We start from the raw sequence: 15,573 nt of genomic DNA on the forward strand, positions 1-15,573 counted from the left end.
GGTGGCGGACCGTGGCGAATGCTGCCGAAATGTTCCTTCTGAAGAGGGCCTGGCGCGCGGTCCGCCACCGCACGCGCTCCGCCGCCCGCTGGCGCCCCCTGCGCCGCGACCCGCTCACTCCCCTCGTGGAGACGGCCCGCCGCCTCGACTACGGCTCCGGGCGCCTCGCGGAGACCGAGGACGAGGGGACGTAGAGACGGCCGGACCGCCCCTTCACCTCGTGTGCGGCGCCGCCCCCCGGCCACCCGGCGGGCGCGCACCGCGGCGCGCCACAGCGGCGCCCTGTGTCTGTGCCGTGGGTTGCGGTCTCAGTCCCGCTGGTTGCGGTCGAGCGGCCCCCACGGCCCGGGCTGCTCCGTGATGACGCGGGTCGCCTCCTCGATGACCTGTTCGGCGATCCAGCCCAGCGGTTCGACGTCCGTGACCAGGGGCTCGTTGTCGGGGCCGCGGCCGGACTCGGCGCCGTGCAGGATCCACGGCCGGGTCGGGCCGCCCCTCACCTGCGGCAGATGGCAGTAGTCGTACAGCCGCCGGGCCACCCAGACGCGCACCGGCCGCTCACCCCACCACTCCTCGATGTCCAGCGGGCTGGCCGACAGCCCCGGCAGCTTCACGCCGGTCAGCTCGTCCCGGCTGCTCACGTCCGACAGGTCGACGTGCGGGCCGCGTGACCAGCGCACGTACAGCCCGCGGCGGCGGGTGACGAGGCGGGTCAGCTCATCGAGGCTGGTGAAGGTCGGCAGGTCGGTGCGCAGCGTGTGGTTCTGGTCCATCTGGTTCTCCCGCGTGGCGGGCGGCGCCGGAGACATCGGCCGTATCGGCCGTCTCCCGCGTCGCCGCACGTCTCATGGGCCGTACACCAGCCCGTGTGCCCCGTCCGCGCCAGGTGATGTGCCGCGGGCGCCGGCCGTCCGTGACTCCAGCGCGCGCAGTACGGCCGCCATGTCCTCGCCGCCGTGCCCCTGCGCGACCGTCTCGCCGTACAGGGCGTGGCAGACGTCGAGCAGGGGGGAGGCCACCTCGGCCGCGCGGGCGGCCTCGGCGATCAGCCGGTTGTTCTTCAGCACGTCCGCGGCCGCCGCCTGCACCGCGAAGTCCCGCTCCACCAGCTTCGGCGCCTTCGTCCGGGACACCGCGCTCGCCATCGGCCCCGCGTCCAGGACGTCCCGCAGCAGCCGCTGGTCCAGGCCGTGCCGGCCGGCGAAGTGGAACGCCTCGGCCAGCCCGGTGACCAAAGTGATCAGGAAGAGGTTCACCGAGAACTTCATCAGCAGCGCCCCCGGCACCGGGCCGCAGTCGAACACCTCGTGGCACACGGGCGCGAGCAGGGGACGGACGGCCGCCACGGCGTCCTCGTCGCCCGCCAGCATCCCCACCAGCCGGCCCTGCTCGGCCGGGACCCGGGACCCCGACACCGGCGCCTCCACGTACCGGCCGCCCGCCGCGCGGATGTCGGCCCGCAGACCCTCCGAGTACACGGCCGAGGTCGTGCCCATATGCACGACGGTGCGGCCCGCGACGCGGGCGGCGAACGCGGCCGTGCCCCGGCCCAGCACGGCGTCCACGGCGTGCTCGTCGGCCAGCATCAGGAACACGGTCCCGGCCCGCTCGAAGACCTCGGCGGGCCCGGCCGCGACCTCGGCGCCGGCCGCGCGCAGGGGTGCGCACCGGGCGGGCGTGCGGTTCCACACGATCAGCGGGGTGCCGGCGCGGGCGAGGTTGAGGGCCATGGGCTGCCCCATGACACCGAGGCCGACGAAACCGACGTACATGACGCACCAGCCTTCCCGGCCCGCACCCGGGCGGAGCCGCGACGTCCCGGCGATCCGGGGTTATGACAGCGGTCATAGTAGCCGCCTCTATGACAGCGGTCATAGAGTGGAGCGCGCACGCGCCGGACGGCTGAGGGAGGTCGAGGATGTCGGGGTCCGAACACGGTCCGCGAGAGCGGATGGTCTTCAGCGCGGCCCAGCTCATCCGGCGCGACGGGGTCGCCGCCACCGGAATGCGCGAGGTCGCCGCGCACGCCGGCGCGCCCCGCGGCTCCCTCCAGCACTACTTCCCGGGCGGCAAGGAACAGCTCGTCAACGAGGCCGTCGCCTGGGCCGGCCGGTACGCCGGGAAACGCGTCGCACGCTTCCTCGCCGCGCTCGAAGAGCCCACCCCCAGCGGGCTGTTCGCCGCGATGGTGCGGCAGTGGACGGACGAGTACCAGACCCAGGGCTTCGCCGGCGGCTGCCCGGTCGCCGCCGCCACGGTCGACCGGGCCGAGTCCGCCGACTCCACCCGTCAGGCCGCCTCCGCCGCCTTCGCCACCTGGACCGCACCGGTCGCCCGCGCCCTGGCGGACCTGGGCGTCCCCGCCGCCCGCTCCGAGCCGCTCGCCACGCTCATGATCAGCGCCCTGGAGGGCGCCCTGCTCATCGCCCGCGCCGAGCGTGACGTCCGCGCGCTGAGGGCGGTCGCCGACCAGCTCGGCCCGCTGCTCGACGCCGCCGCGACCGAGAAGGGCGCCCTGCGCGGGCACCGGCCGCTCTGCGAGGATCACGGCATGGCGGACACACCTATGAAGATCAACGCCCTGGTCGTCGACGCCCACGACCCCGAACGGCTCGCCGCGTTCTGGTCCACCCTGCTGGACCGGCCGGTCGGAGGCCGCGTCGGCCCCTATGTGTGGCTGGAGCGGAAGGACGGTCTCGGACTCGGCTTCCAGCGCACCGACGCGCCCCGGTCGGGAAAGAACCGCATGCACTTCGACGTCAGTTCGCCCGACCCGGCCGCGGAACAGAGCCGCGTCGAGGCGCTCGGCGGGCGCAGGCTGGAGGAGTACGCGGACAGCGGCTTCCTGGTGATGGCCGATCCCGAGGGCAACGAGTTCTGCGTCATCCCGGAGGGCCCGGTCGATCTCGACGACGACGGCCGCGCCCACTACCTGAGCTGATCAGCCGGCCCGCGAGCGGAACGTACGCCGGTAGGTGTCCGGAGGCACGCCGACCGTGCGGTTGAAGTGCCGGCGCAAGGTCGTGGCGGTGCCCATCCCGGTCGCCGTCGCGATCGCGTCGACGCTGTCGTCGGTCCGCTCCAGCAGCTCCTGGGCGCGCCGGATCCGCTGGGTCAGCAGCCACTGCAGCGGCGTGGTGCCGGTCGCCGCCCTGAAGTGGCGGCCCAGATGGCGTGAGCTCATCCCCGCCTGCCGGGCCAGGTCCTCCACGGTCAGCGGCCGGTCCAGCCGCTCGACGATCCACGGGAACAGCGCCGCCAGCGGATGGTCGTCCCGCGCGGGCACCGGAGTGGCCACGAACTGCGCCTGCCCGCCGGCCCGGTGCGGCGGTACGACGAGCCGGCGGGCGGCCGCGTTGGCGACCGCCGAACCGTGGTCGAGCCGCACCAGATGCAGACACAGGTCCATCGCCGCCGCCTTCCCCGCCGAGGTCAGCACGCTGCCGTTGTCCACGTAGAGCACGTCCGGGTCGACCTCCACCCGGGGATACCGGGCGGCCAGCACATCGGTGTGCGCCCAGTGGGTCGTCGCCCGCTTCCCGTCCAGCAGCCCGGCCGCCGCCAGCACGAACGCGCCCGTGCACAGCGACACCACCCGCGCCCCCGCCTCGTGGGCCGCGCGCACCGCGTCGACCAGCTCCGCGGGCGGCTCCACGTCCACATCGGCCCAGCCCGGCACGATCACGGTGCCGGCCTCCCGGAGCCGGCCGAGCCCGTGGTCGGGCTCCAGCAGGAACCGGCCCACCCGCACGGGGACCGGCCCGCAGACCGCGACCTCGTACCAGGGGACCGTCACCCCGGCCGGCGCGGAGCCGAACACCTCGTACGCCATGGACAGTTCGAGGTGGAGCATCCCGTCGGTGACGGCGAGCGCGACAGTGGCCATGTCCGGAAGTGTACGGGTCATGTCGTTCCGGACACTCACGATCGGCTGTTCCGCCCGGACAGGATGGCCTCGAGCGATCAGCCGGTCACTCGATCACTCGATCACTCGATCACGCGATCGACCGATCAGTCGATCACGCGATCAGTCGAGAGCAGGGGAGAGGTCATGGCGGCGGGACAGAGCGTGACGGTGTTCGGCGCGTACGGGCACACCGGGCGGTTCGTGGTGGCGGAGCTGCGCGGACGCGGGTTCGTCCCGGTCCTGGCCGGCCGTGACGCGGACAAGCTGCACGCGCTGGCGGCGGAGTCCGGACACGAGGCCCGTCCCGCGTCGGCCGACGACCCGGCCTCGCTCGACCGGGCGCTCGCCGGGTCGTCGGCGGTGATCAACTGCGCCGGACCCTTCGCGTCGACGGCCGCTCCCGTCGTCGAGGCGGCCCTGCGCGCCGGGATCCCGTACGTGGACGTGGCCGCCGAGATCGAGGCCAACGCCGACACCTTCGCCCACTTCACCGACCGGGCCCGCGCCGCGGGTGCGGTGGTCGTACCGGCGATGGCCTTCTTCGGCGGCCTCGGCGACCTGCTCGCCACCGCCGCGATGGGCGACTGGACCGCGGCGGACGAGGCGCACATCGCCTACGCGCTGAGCAACTGGCACCCCACCGCCGGGACACGCGTCGCGGGCCGGGTCTCCGGAGAGCGGCGCGGCGGCGCCCGCGTCGTCCACCGCGACGGGCGGCTGCAGTACCGCCACGACGAAGCGCCGCTGGTGAAGTGGACGTTCCCCGACCCGCTGGGCCCGCGGACGGTCGTCGGCGAGTTCACGATGGCCGACGTCGTCACCCTCCCCAGTCACCTCTCCGTCCCCGAGGTGCGCACCTATATGACCGCCGAGGCCGCCCAGGAGGTGCGCGACCCCGGCACACCGGCCCCGGCCGCCGTCGACGAGGCCGGGCGGTCCGACCAGACCTTCCTGGTCGACGTCGTCGTACGCTCCGGCGACAGCGAGCGGCGGGCCGTGGCCAGGGGCCGGGACATCTACGCCGTCACCGCGCCGCTCGCCGTGGAAGCCGTCCGCCGCGTCCTCACGGGGCGGACCCGCACGACCGGCGTCGCCTCCGCCGGCGCGCTCTTCGACGCGGCCGACTTCCTGCGCGCGCTGTCCCCGCACCTCACCGTGGACCTGCCGGCCTGACGGGCGGCGGCACGCCCCGGTCGGCCGGCGTGCGGCCGACCGGGGCGCGGGTCAGCGCAGGTCGAACCGGTCGAGGTTCATCACCTTGTCCCACGCCGTGACGAAGTCACGGACGAACTTCTCGCCCGCGTCACGGGAGGCGTACACCTCCGCCAGGGCGCGCAGCTGGGAGTTGGCGCCGAAGACCAGGTCGACGGCGGTCGCCGTCCACTTGACCTCGCCGGTGGCGCGGTCGCGGCCCTCGAAGACGTTCTCGGTGTCGGTGGACGGCTTCCACTCCGTGCCCATGTCGAGGAGGTTCACGAAGAAGTCGGTGGTGAGCGTCTCCGGCCGCTGGGTGAGAATGCCGTGCGGGGCACCCTTGAAGCCGGCGTTCAGCGCGCGCATGCCGCCGATCAGCACCGTCATCTCGGGGGCCGTGAGGGTCAGCATGTTGGCGCGGTCTAGCAGGAGCGTCTCGGGCGACAGCTTCTCCCCGGCCTGCAGGTAGTTGCGGAAGCCGTCCGCCTCGGGTTCCAGCACGGCGAACGTGTCCGCGTCGGTCTGCTCCTGCGAGGCGTCCGTGCGCCCGGGTGCGAACGGCACCGTGATGTCGAACCCGGCCCGCTGCGCCGCCTGCTCCACGGCCGCGCAGCCGCCGAGGACGATCAGGTCGGCGAGGGAGACCTTCTTCCCGCCCGACTGGGCGTCGTTGAACTCCTGCCCGATCCGTTCGAGGGTCTGGATCGCCTCCCTGATCTCGGGCAGGTCGTTGACCTCCCAGTCCTTCTGCGGTGCGAGCCGGAGGCGTGCGCCGTTGGCTCCGCCGCGCTTGTCGGTGCCGCGGAAGCTCGCCGCCGAGGCCCAGGCGGTGGTGACCAGCTGGGGGACGGACAGCCCCGAGGCGAGGATCGTGCGCTTGAGCGCGGCGATGTCCTCGGCGCCGACCAGTTCGTGATCGACGTCCGGGACGGGGTCCTGCCACAGCTGCGGCTCGGGCACCCACGGGCCGAGGTAGCGCGACAGCGGGCCCATGTCGCGGTGCAGCAGCTTGTACCAGGCCTTGGCGAACGCCAGCGCCAGTTCGTCCGGGTTCTCGTGGAACCTCTTCGAGATCGGCCCGTAGACCGGGTCGAGCTTCAGCGCGAGGTCCGTCGTCAGCATCATCGGGGCGTGGCGCTTCGACGGGTCGTGCGCGTCGGGCACCGTGTCCTGCGCCGCGGGGTCCGTCGGCTTCCACTGCTTCGCGCCGGCCGGGCTGGTGGTCAGCTCCCAGTCGTAGCGGTACAGGTTGTCCAGGAACCCGTTGTCCCAGCGCGTGGGCTCGTTGGTCCAGGCGCCCTCCAGCCCGCTGGTGAGCGCGTGGGGGCCCACGCCGGTGCCGTAGGTGTTCCGCCAGCCGATGCCCTGCTGCTCCAGGGGGGCCGCCTCGGGCTCCGCGCCGATGTAGGAGGGGTCGACCGCGCCGTGGCACTTGCCGAAGGTGTGGCCGCCGACGATCAGCGCGACCGTCTCCTCGTCGTTCATGGCCATCCGCCCGAACGTCTCGCGGATGTCCCTGGCCGCCGCCAGCGGGTCCGGATTGCCGTTCGGCCCCTCGGGATTGACGTAGATCAGTCCCATCTGCACGGCGCCGAAGGGGCCGCTCAGTTCCCGGTCGCCGGTGTAGCGCTCGTCGCCGAGCCAGGTGTCCTCCGGGCCCCAGAAGATCTCCTCGGGCTCCCAGATGTCCTCCCGGCCGAAGCCGAAGCCGAACGTCTTGAAGCCCATCGACTCCATGGCGCAGTTGCCGGCGAAGACCAGCAGGTCGGCCCAGGAGATCTTCCGGCCGTACTTCTGCTTGACCGGCCACAGCAGCCGGCGCGCCTTGTCCAGGCTCGCGTTGTCGGGCCAGCTGTTCAGCGGGGCGAAGCGCTGCGCGCCCGAGCCGCCGCCGCCCCGGCCGTCCGCGATGCGGTACGTGCCCGCGGCGTGCCAGCTCATCCGGATGAAGAGCGGCCCGTAGTGGCCGTAGTCCGCCGGCCACCAGTCCTGGGACGTCGTCATCACCTCGAAGACGTCCCGCTTCAGCGCCTCCAGGTCGAGGGTCGAGAACTCCTTCGCGTAGTCGAAGTCCTCGTCCATCGGATTGGACCGGGGCGAGTGCTGATGGAGAACCTGAAGATCCAGCTGATTCGGCCACCAGTCCCGATTCGTCCGGGGCCGGGTCGACGTCGGGGTGGGGGAGGGAATTGCCGGGTTCTCGCTTTCACTGCCGGACACGTCCGACCTTCTTCCTGTCTGTTCCGAATGTCCTTAACCGCCGTCTTTCATGGTTGCGCACCGATGACGGCGCGGCCACGAGAACACGCAGGGCGCCGGCGGGTGCCTTTCTCGCGCGGGGCCGGGACGCCGTCGTCGTCCTGGCGGGAGACGTCGGCCCCGCCGTCGCCCCGGGTGTTCCGGTCGCGGGTGCCCGGGGCGACGGAGTTCGCACCTCGGGCACGCCGGGCCGGTCGCCGTCGCCCGTCACCAGGGTCGGGAACCCGCTGACGGAGACCGGCGCCCCGGCCGAGGAGTCCGCCTGCCGCCTGCCACCTTGCCGCTACCGCCTACCGCCTACCGCCTACCGCCTACCGCCTACCGCCGCGCCCTCGCCGTAGGCGGCAGGCTCACGCCGTCTCCCAGTCCCAGGTGTCGAAGTAGGCGGTGACGCCCGTGCGCCGGGCCTCCATCACCGAGCTCAGCCGGGCGAAGTCTCTCGGCGGCATCAGCGGCCGCCAGGCGTCGAGCGCGAGGACCCGCACCTCGTCGTGCTCCTCCGGGTCCAGCACGATGGACTCGATCTGCGCCTCGGTGAGCCGGCCGCCGTCGAAGACGACGCCCATCGTGCTGTAGGGCCACTCGCCGCCGGGCAGCCCGTAGACCACCGCGAGCAGCGCTGTCGGTCCCTCCACCGTGATGCCGGTCTCCTCCCGGCACTCCCGCGCGGCGGTCTGCCAGGGCCGCTCCCCGGGGTCCATGGTGCCGCCGGCCAGCTGCCACGGGTGGTCCGCGCTGTAGACGGAGCGCAGCTGCAGGGGCCGGTCGGCCTCGTCGGTGAAGAAGACGCAGGCGAAGCCGGTGGCCTTCATCAGCGTCTCGGCGTACTGCGCGGGCGGCAGCCATACGCGGCCGGTCGGCGCCTCAGGGGTCACGGTGTGCCTCCTCGCACGGGAACAGCGGGGACGGGGATCAGGGTCTGGGCGCGCAGCCGGGCGAGGGTGCGCCGGCCGCGCTCGACGAGCTCGGGGTCGCCGTGGGCGATGCCGAACCGGATGCCGGACACGGAGTCCAGGGCGGCTTCCACGACGAGGCGCTCCTGCTCGCAGGGGGTGAGCGCGCGCCCGTACCCGGCCAGGAACGCCTCGTACAGGTCCGGGCGGCCTGTCCACGCGTCGCACAGGCGGACGAGGTCCCGGACCGCGGGGCCGGGCTCGCTGCGCTCGAAGTCGATCACCGCCAGGGTGCCGTCGCCGGCGCGCAGGATGTTGCGGAGCTGGAGGTCCCCGTGGGTGTGCACACACTCCAGCGGGGCCGGTTCCCCCGCCCGCTCCACCAGTGAGCGCACGAACTCGGTGTCGCCCGGGGCGAGATGGTCCCGGGCGCCGGCGAGATGCCGTTCGGCCTTGTCGACGGCCGGGCCTCGGTCCGGGCGGGCGGCGCTGCGGTGGATCGACCGGGCGAGCGCCCCGATGCCGTGGAAGACCCGGCGTTCCTCCGCGGCGGACAGAGGCACGCCGTGCAGCGGCCGGCCCGGCACCGCGGTGACCACGACCGTACGCAGGGCCGCGTCGGTGGCCACCAGCCGGGGCGCGGCCGCCCCGAGAGCCGGCACCCACGTCCGGTAGGCCCGCACCTCCCGCTCATGGAACCGCTCGCTCCGGTGTGTCTTCACGAACCAGACGCCGCCGGCCGCACCGTGCGCCCGCCACACCCGTCTGTCCCGCCGGGCCCAGGAGACGTCCGTCCACCCGGCGACACGGCCCACCGCGCGCTCGGCGAACTCCCGTGCCTCCGGCGGGGGCTGCCCGCTAGCCGGGTCGGTGACCGCGGGCGGGCAGTACAGCCGGTCGGCGTCCGGCGTGCAGGCGATCGGATCGTCCGGCTCCTGGAAGTGCACGGCCATCGGACGGCCGTTCCGGTAGGCGTCCAGTCCGGCCCGGCAGTACGCCACCATGGGTGAGGGCAGCTCGTCCAGTCCGTACCAGCCCATCGCGTCGCACACGGCCGGCTCTCCGATGCCCGGCGTGCCACGCCATGCCCGGACCTCGAAGAACAGGCCGGTCCGGGTGCGCCCGCCGGGGCCGCGGTGGTGCACCACCACCGCGAAGCGGACCTCGGCCCGGTCGATGACGAGGCCGGTCTCCTCGGCCGCCTCCCGGATCAGCGCGTCGACGACGTCCTCGTGCGGGCCGTCGAGGTGCCCGGACGGCAGGTGCCACAGCCCGGCGGCGTACACCTCCCCGGCGCGACGGGAGAGCAGGATCTCCGGGCCCGCGGCGGTGTCCCGGCGCGCGATCAGATGCACGTCGACGGGCTCGCGGTGCCGCTGCCGCCCGCCGCTCATGACGTACTCCGGTGTGCCCTGCGGCGGCTGCGGTGGTCCGCGGGGCGGAGTGCTCCGGCCGATGCCAACGTCGTTCCCCTTCCTGACGCTCACGACGGTGTCGCCCGGTTCAACGACGCCGGCCGGATTTCGAACACATGTCTTTCGGTCGGGCCGTGGAGCCCGACGCTGAGCGGTTGTCCGAAGGTGTGCGCTACACGGACCCTTGTCCCGCAAGAGCGCACGAGTGAGCCCCGGTTGGCTGAAATCCTCTAGTCGTCGAGCTGGTGGTCGGCCCAGACGTAGCTCTCCGGCAGCAGGTCGGCAATGGGCACCGCCCGCACGCGGTCGCCTGTGCCGACGACGACCTTCAGGCGGGGGAAGTAGTCGAGCAGCGCCTGACGGCACCGGCCGCACGGCGGGACGACCCCCCGGTCGCGGTCGCCCACGGCGACGATCGTGTCCAGCTCGTAGATCCCCTGCGCCGCCGCGGTACCGATGAGGACCAGCTCCGCGCACGGGCCTCCCGTGAAGTGGTAGGCGTTCACCGCGGTGACGATCCGGCCGTCGGGGGCGCGCCCCGCGGCCGCCATGGTGTGGTGGTCGCCGCGGCAGCGCGTACGAGCCACCTCGGCCGCGGCGCGGACGAGTTCGTGGTCGGGTGCGTCGCCGGCCCGGTCGGGGTGCGTGGTCATGTTCTCCGCCTTCCTCGGTACAGGCCGACGGTGGACCACATGACGATCTTGCGCAAGCGCGTATCGGAGGCCCGCGGGCGGGTTCGGGGGCCGCGAGGTGGCGCCCCGCCCCGGCGCCGGTCCCTGACGTGGCGTCAGTCGACGGGCCAGGTATGGACGGGAGCGTTGAGGTGCATGTAGTCGATGTACGTCTTCGTCATGCGGCGCAGGGCCTCGTGGCGGGTGCAGTGGTCGTGGTCCTCGATGTGGTGGACCTCTTCCTTCTGCCAGACGGCGCCGTTGCGGGCCGTCACGCACCGCTGCTCGATGATGCCGAGGAGCGGTTCGCGCCAGGCGGCGTCCATGCCTGAGAGCTCCAGGCCGCGGTGGGCCAGCGGCAGCAGGCGACGTAGGACGAGTTCGGGTACGGGGACCTCGCCCGCGCCGGGCCAGTAGAGGCCGGCGTCCATGCCGTGCCGGGCGGCCGCGTGGAGGTTGTCCTCGGCGACGGCGAAGGACATGCGCGACCACACGGGCCGGTCCTCCTCCACGAGCGCCCGGGTGAGGCCGTAGTAGAACGCGCCGTTGGCGAGGGTGTCGGCGACCGTGGGGCCCGCCGGCAGTACGCGGTTCTCCACCCGCAGGTGCGGCCGGTCGTGCGCGACGGCGTAGACGGGACGGTTCCAGCGGTAGATGGTGCCGTTGTGGAGGGTGAGTTCGGACAGCTCCGGGATGTCACCGCGGCCGAGGGTCTCCAGCGGGTCCTCGTCGTCGCTCAGCGGCAGCAGCGCGGGGAAGTACCGCAGGTTCTCCTCGAAGAGGTCGAACACGCTGTTGATCCACCGCTCGCCGAACCACACGCGGGGCCGCACCCCCTGCACCTTGATCTCCTGCGGGCGTGTGTCGGTGGCCTGCTCGAACAGCGGGATGCGCGTCTCGTGCCACAGCTCCCTGCCGAACAGGAAGGGCCCGTTGGCGGCCAGCGCCACCTGCACCCCGGCGATCGCCTGCGCCGCGTTCCAGTAACCGGCGAACTCCTCCGGAGACACCTGGAGATGGAACTGCGTACTCGTGCACGCGGCCTCCGGAGTGATCGTGTCCGCGTACGTGCGCAGCCGGTCGACACCGCTGACCTCGATCAGCAGGTCCTCGCCCCGGGCCGCGAAGATCTGGTCGTTGAGCAGCCGGTAGCGCGGATTGTCGGACAGCGCGGCCTCGTTCACGTCCTCCTGCCGCAGCGTGGGCAGCAGGCCGACCATGACGAGGTGCGCCCCGACCGACCGCGCGCGCTCCTCGGCGTGGTTGAGCGCGTCGCGGATCTCGGACTCCCAGGAGTCGGGGCCGCCGGCCGTCAGCCGACGGGGCGGAACGTTGATCTCCAGGTTGAACCGGCCCAGTTCCGTGGACCATGCCGGATCGGCGATGGACTCCAGGACGTCGAGGTTGCGCATGGCCGGCTCGGCCGCGTCGTCGACCAGGTTCAGTTCGATCTCCAGGCCCACCTGGGGCCGCTCACTCTCGAACCGTTCCTCGCGCAGCATCTGCGCGAGGGCGTCGAGACACCCCTGCATCTTGATCCGGTACCGGCGGCGGTCCTCGCGGGTGAAGACCATCGCCGGAACGTCCCGTCCCATTCGGCCCTCCCAGGTCGCCCGTCAGGGACCCCCGCACATCCCAGCGTCGCACCACCCGCCGACTCCGACCATGCGGTGCCTTCCACGCGCCCGGTCCCGTAGCCGTACGTCACCCGCGCGGTGCGCAGGGTCGCCGGGAGTCCCCGTGCACGCCTGTGACGCCGCGGGATCGCGGAAACCCGTCCGTTCCGGTTTGTCCTCTGGCCAACGCGCGTAGACCCCGGCACCATCGTCGTGCACCGCCAGCACTGCCCGCACCGCTCGCACCGCTCGCACTGCCCAGCACCGCCGCCGTACACGAACCATGGCCCCTCGCAGGAAGGTCTCCGCATGAAACTCCCCAAGGCCCTGAAGCTGCGCTCGGTTCTGACCGCTCTCGCCCTCGTCGTCGCCCCGGGCGCCGCCGTCGTCGGCACCGCCGGCGAGGCCTTCGCGGTGACGAAGATCAGCCACGCCACCGCCACCGCGATGTTCCGGGAGGTCGGCATCACCTGGTCGTCGTCCGGGAACTGCTCCGACCGCTACAACTCCACGTGTACGTCCTTCGAGCAGCTCAACCTGGCCACCGCCCAGGGCGCGCAGACCCTCAAGCGGGCCAGCGGCTGCGCCCTGAACATCACCGGCGGCACGGAGACCGGCCACGCCTCGGGCACGTACTCGCACTGGAACGGCTACAAGCTCGACTACAGCAAGTACACGTGCATCGGCAGCTACATCAAGAACACCTTCACCTACATCGGCCTGCGCGGCGACGGCGCCCCGCAGTGGCGGTCCGGCTCCGGAAACGTCTACGCCGACGAGGGCAACCACTGGGACGTCACCTACTACAACTGCGGCGGCTGCTGACAGCACCCGCAACGGCGGGAGGGCGGCCCGTCCGGGACCGCCCTCCCACCGTTCGCCCACCGCGCGGCCGAAGCCCGGTCAGGGCGTCGCGGCGAGTTCCGCGGGAGCGCCGTCGCCGGTCCGAGGGGCGGCGGGCGCGGGCACACCAGGGGTCTTCTCCCACTGCCGGGTGACCCGGACGAAGCCGTAGACCACCGAGGCCATGGCGAGCATCAGCAGCGGCCCGGCCAGCCACGGACAGGCGGCCATCTGCGTCGGCAGGAAGCGGTACGACACGAGCATCGCGGCGAACACGGCCGCACCATAGGCGGCGAGCCGCATTCCCGAGCGGTCCCAGTCGCGGGCCTGTGAGCGCAGCGCGGCCTCGATGGTGACCGTGAACACCACACCGGCGACGATGTCGGAGCCGTAGTGATAGCCGAATCCCAGCGTCGCGCCGAGGGTGGCGATCAGCCAGAACGTGCCCGCGTAGCGCAGGAGCCTCGGGCCCTTGCGGGAATGGATGAAGATCGCCGTGGCCCAGGCGGTGTGCAGGCTCGGCATGCAATTGCGGGGGATGTAATCGTTGAACGGCATGTGCTGCGGCACGCCCGTCGGCGGCAGCGTGTGCGGCCACAATTCGGCGACGGCCCACGTCCCGCCGTCGGCGCCGTAGATGAAGATCGGCCCGACCACCGGAAAGAGCATGTAGATGCCGGGGCCGAGAAGCCCGATCGTCAGGAAAGTGCGCACCAGGTGATGGCGCGGGAAGCGCCGCTCGGCCGCCACATGCCGCAGCTGGTACAGCGAGACCGCCACCGCGGCCACCGCGAGCTGGATGTAGACCCAGTCGAGGACATGGGCCCCGACGGAACCGGTGGACTCCACGATCCGCCCGGCCACCCAGGACGGGTAGCCCAGCGCGCGATCGGCGAGCGCCACGTACTGGTCGAGCACCTGCGGGCGGGTCTTGGCGGTGATGAGCAGCCAGGCGTCGCCGGTCTTGCGCCCGGTCACCAGCAGCAGGCCCAGCCCCACGCCCTTCAGCAGCAGCACACGGTCCTCGCCGGTGCGGCGGGTCACGGCGACGACCGCACAGCCGATGACCACCCACAGGGCGCCGTTGCCGAAGGGATAGCTTCTGCTGCTCTCGATGTCGGCCGCCCACCGCACCAGGAAGAAGACCAGGTCGATACCGACCGCGGCACCCAGTGCGATGAACCGCTCCCGCCGGGGGAGCACCACCATCATCAACGCCATGCTGGCGTACAGCAGGGGCCCTGATTTAGGGGTGAATATCACCTCCTTGACCTGATTGGTCATCGGCCCCGGGATGCCGTAGTGCCGTGCGGCGATCTCCAGCGCGACCAGGAACGCGAGGGCCACCGCGCCCACCGCGCCCCATAGGGCCTTGCTGATTCTTTTGTTCATTCGCGGGAGGTCCCGCGATGCTATAGATCTCAATTGTCAGGCCGATTTGTCAGTTATATGCCGATAGGTCAGTCGGGCGACTGGCTGATCACCGCGAGGTCGAACATGCTATCGGGGTGCTCGCCGGTTTCCTCCCGTCAGGTACGAGCCGAAAGCCGGCCTTTCCGTTCCCGTGCGGCGCGCCCCGGGCGGCGGCGCGGCCGGCGGCGGAGAAGATGCCCGGGGCGGCGCCCAGGAGCGGCCCGCCCGGCACCGTTCCAGCACGCGAAGAGGTCCGGCCATGAGAGTGCCCGACGACGGGGACCGCCACGGTGACGCGGACCGCCTCGGCGTCGGTGGCCGCTACGGTGACGAAGGCCGAGAGGGCCACGGTGGCCGCCACGGTGACGCGGACCGCCTCGGCGACGGCGGCCGCTACGGTGACGAAGGCCGAGAGGGCCACGGTGGCCGCCGCGGTGACGCGGACCGCCTCGGCGACGGCGGCCGCTACGGCGAGGCCGTCTTCCGGCCCGAGCAGGCGGGGGAGGGGGAGCGGATCGACTTCGGCGCCCTCGCCTACGACGACATCACCATGGCGCGGCTGCGGGCCCTCGGCGTCGGCCCGGGATGGCGCTGCCTGGACGTGGGGGCCGGCACGGGCACGGTCGCGCGCCGGCTGCTCGAGGAGGCCGGCGTGAGCTGTGTGCTCGCCGTGGACCGTGACGTACGGTTCCTCGCCGAGCGGCCCGTGCCCGGCCTGGAACCGCTGGAGACCGACATCACCGTCACGGGGTCTGTCCCCGGCCGCCACCGCCTCGTCCACGCCCGCTTCGTGCTGATGCACCTGCCCGAGCGCGAGCGCCTGATCAGGGCGCTGGCCGAGCTCGTCGAGCCCGGCGGGGTCCTGGTGCTCTCCGACGCCGTCGACCTGACCGGCGACGGCGCGCCCGCCACGCCGTACACGACGGCGATGCGTGCCATGTGGCGGGGGCTGCGCGCCACCATCGGCACCGACGTCTCCTGGGTGCCGTCGTACCCGCGGCTGCTGCGCGCGGCGGGGCTCACGCGGGTGGGCGCCGAGGTCCATGTGCCGCCGCTGCTGCCGGGCAGCCCCATCAGCCGCTTCTGGGCAGACACCTGGCAGCGCGGCAGGGCGGCGATGCTCGCGACCGGGCTGGTCGACGACGCCGCGGTCGACGCGGCGGTGCGGTACCTGGACTCCGACGAGTGCGCCGCGCTGTCGGCCGGCATGCTCACCGCGTGGGGCTGGAAGGCGGGCGAGGCCGCGCGCTGAACGCGCCGTACGAACAGGCTGTCCGGTCGGCCCTCTTGACGATGAGTCAGGCATTAGTCGAACATTCACCCGCACGGCCGCACCAGGCACAGGCACCACACAGCTCCAGC

14 protein-coding genes and 1 pseudogene are annotated in these 15,573 nt (G+C 72.7%); 6 read left to right on the top strand and 9 right to left on the bottom strand.

Annotated features, from left to right (window positions below):
* Positions 1–29 precede the first annotated feature (29 nt).
* Complete coding sequence (locus ACIGXJ_RS07490; RefSeq protein ID WP_399642372.1) at positions 30–194, top strand: hypothetical protein; 165 nt, start codon at positions 30–32, stop codon at positions 192–194.
* A gap of 114 nt (positions 195–308) precedes the next feature.
* On the opposite strand, the gene ACIGXJ_RS07495 is transcribed toward ACIGXJ_RS07490, so the two are convergent.
* Together ACIGXJ_RS07495 and ACIGXJ_RS07500 are read right to left on the bottom strand one after the other, a co-directional pair.
* Complete coding sequence (locus tag ACIGXJ_RS07495) at positions 309–773, bottom strand: DUF6098 family protein (RefSeq protein ID WP_399642374.1); 465 nt, start codon at positions 771–773, stop codon at positions 309–311.
* A 72-nt stretch (positions 774–845) separates the two neighbouring features.
* Positions 846–1,772 (bottom strand): NAD(P)-dependent oxidoreductase, encoded by a 927-nt coding sequence (locus ACIGXJ_RS07500; RefSeq protein ID WP_399642376.1) that lies wholly within the window; start codon positions 1,770–1,772, stop codon positions 846–848.
* A gap of 146 nt (positions 1,773–1,918) precedes the next feature.
* Between ACIGXJ_RS07500 and ACIGXJ_RS07505 the strand changes: the two are divergent.
* Positions 1,919–2,506: pseudogene (locus ACIGXJ_RS07505) on the top strand (TetR/AcrR family transcriptional regulator); the annotation flags it as partial.
* A gap of 45 nt (positions 2,507–2,551) precedes the next feature.
* Positions 2,552–2,941: a VOC family protein gene (locus ACIGXJ_RS07510; protein WP_399642788.1), complete on the top strand. Its 390-nt coding sequence runs from the start codon at positions 2,552–2,554 to the stop codon at positions 2,939–2,941.
* On the opposite strand, the gene ACIGXJ_RS07515 is transcribed toward ACIGXJ_RS07510, so the two are convergent.
* A complete protein-coding gene (locus tag ACIGXJ_RS07515) occupies positions 2,942–3,886 on the bottom strand; it encodes a helix-turn-helix domain-containing protein (protein ID WP_399642377.1) in 945 nt (314 codons plus the stop codon).
* Between the two features lie 165 nt (positions 3,887–4,051).
* Here ACIGXJ_RS07515 and ACIGXJ_RS07520 point away from each other — a divergent pair, with 165 nt between their 5' ends.
* Positions 4,052–5,080, top strand: a complete 1,029-nt coding sequence (locus ACIGXJ_RS07520; protein WP_399642378.1) for a saccharopine dehydrogenase family protein — start codon at positions 4,052–4,054, stop codon at positions 5,078–5,080.
* Positions 5,081–5,131: 51 nt separating this feature from the next.
* On the opposite strand, the gene katG is transcribed toward ACIGXJ_RS07520, so the two are convergent.
* The 5 genes from katG to ACIGXJ_RS07545 all read right to left on the bottom strand — a co-directional run bounded on the left by katG (position 5,132) and on the right by ACIGXJ_RS07545 (position 11,934).
* Positions 5,132–7,321 carry a catalase/peroxidase HPI gene (gene katG, locus ACIGXJ_RS07525; protein WP_399642380.1) on the bottom strand — a complete coding sequence of 730 codons (2,190 nt, stop codon included), beginning with the start codon at positions 7,319–7,321 and terminating at the stop codon, positions 5,132–5,134.
* Positions 7,322–7,710: 389 nt separating this feature from the next.
* Positions 7,711–8,172, bottom strand: coding sequence for an NUDIX domain-containing protein (locus tag ACIGXJ_RS07530; protein ID WP_399642789.1), 462 nt, complete (start codon positions 8,170–8,172; stop codon positions 7,711–7,713).
* 59 nt (positions 8,173–8,231) lie between these two features.
* Positions 8,232–9,647: a phosphotransferase gene (locus ACIGXJ_RS07535; RefSeq protein WP_399642381.1), complete on the bottom strand. Its 1,416-nt coding sequence runs from the start codon at positions 9,645–9,647 to the stop codon at positions 8,232–8,234.
* Between the two features lie 251 nt (positions 9,648–9,898).
* A complete protein-coding gene (locus ACIGXJ_RS07540; protein ID WP_399642382.1) occupies positions 9,899–10,321 on the bottom strand; it encodes a cytidine deaminase in 423 nt (140 codons plus the stop codon).
* 134 nt (positions 10,322–10,455) lie between these two features.
* A complete protein-coding gene (locus ACIGXJ_RS07545) occupies positions 10,456–11,934 on the bottom strand; it encodes a glutamate--cysteine ligase (RefSeq protein WP_399642383.1) in 1,479 nt (492 codons plus the stop codon).
* Between the two features lie 330 nt (positions 11,935–12,264).
* On the opposite strand from ACIGXJ_RS07545, the gene ACIGXJ_RS07550 reads away from it, so the two are divergent.
* Positions 12,265–12,780, top strand: coding sequence for a hypothetical protein (locus ACIGXJ_RS07550; RefSeq protein WP_399642384.1), 516 nt, complete (start codon positions 12,265–12,267; stop codon positions 12,778–12,780).
* Positions 12,781–12,858: 78 nt separating this feature from the next.
* On the opposite strand, the gene ACIGXJ_RS07555 is transcribed toward ACIGXJ_RS07550, so the two are convergent.
* Entirely contained in the window at positions 12,859–14,190 is a 1,332-nt protein-coding gene (locus tag ACIGXJ_RS07555) for a phosphatase PAP2 family protein (protein ID WP_399642385.1), read from the bottom strand.
* A gap of 280 nt (positions 14,191–14,470) precedes the next feature.
* Here ACIGXJ_RS07555 and ACIGXJ_RS07560 point away from each other — a divergent pair, with 280 nt between their 5' ends.
* Positions 14,471–15,463 carry a class I SAM-dependent methyltransferase gene (locus ACIGXJ_RS07560; protein WP_399642386.1) on the top strand — a complete coding sequence of 331 codons (993 nt, stop codon included), beginning with the start codon at positions 14,471–14,473 and terminating at the stop codon, positions 15,461–15,463.
* The last annotated feature ends 110 nt before the right edge of the window (positions 15,464–15,573 follow it).

The sequence above is a fragment of the Streptomyces sp. NPDC053367 genome (genome assembly GCF_044545925.1).
Classification (GTDB): Bacteria; Actinomycetota; Actinomycetes; order Streptomycetales; family Streptomycetaceae; genus Streptomyces.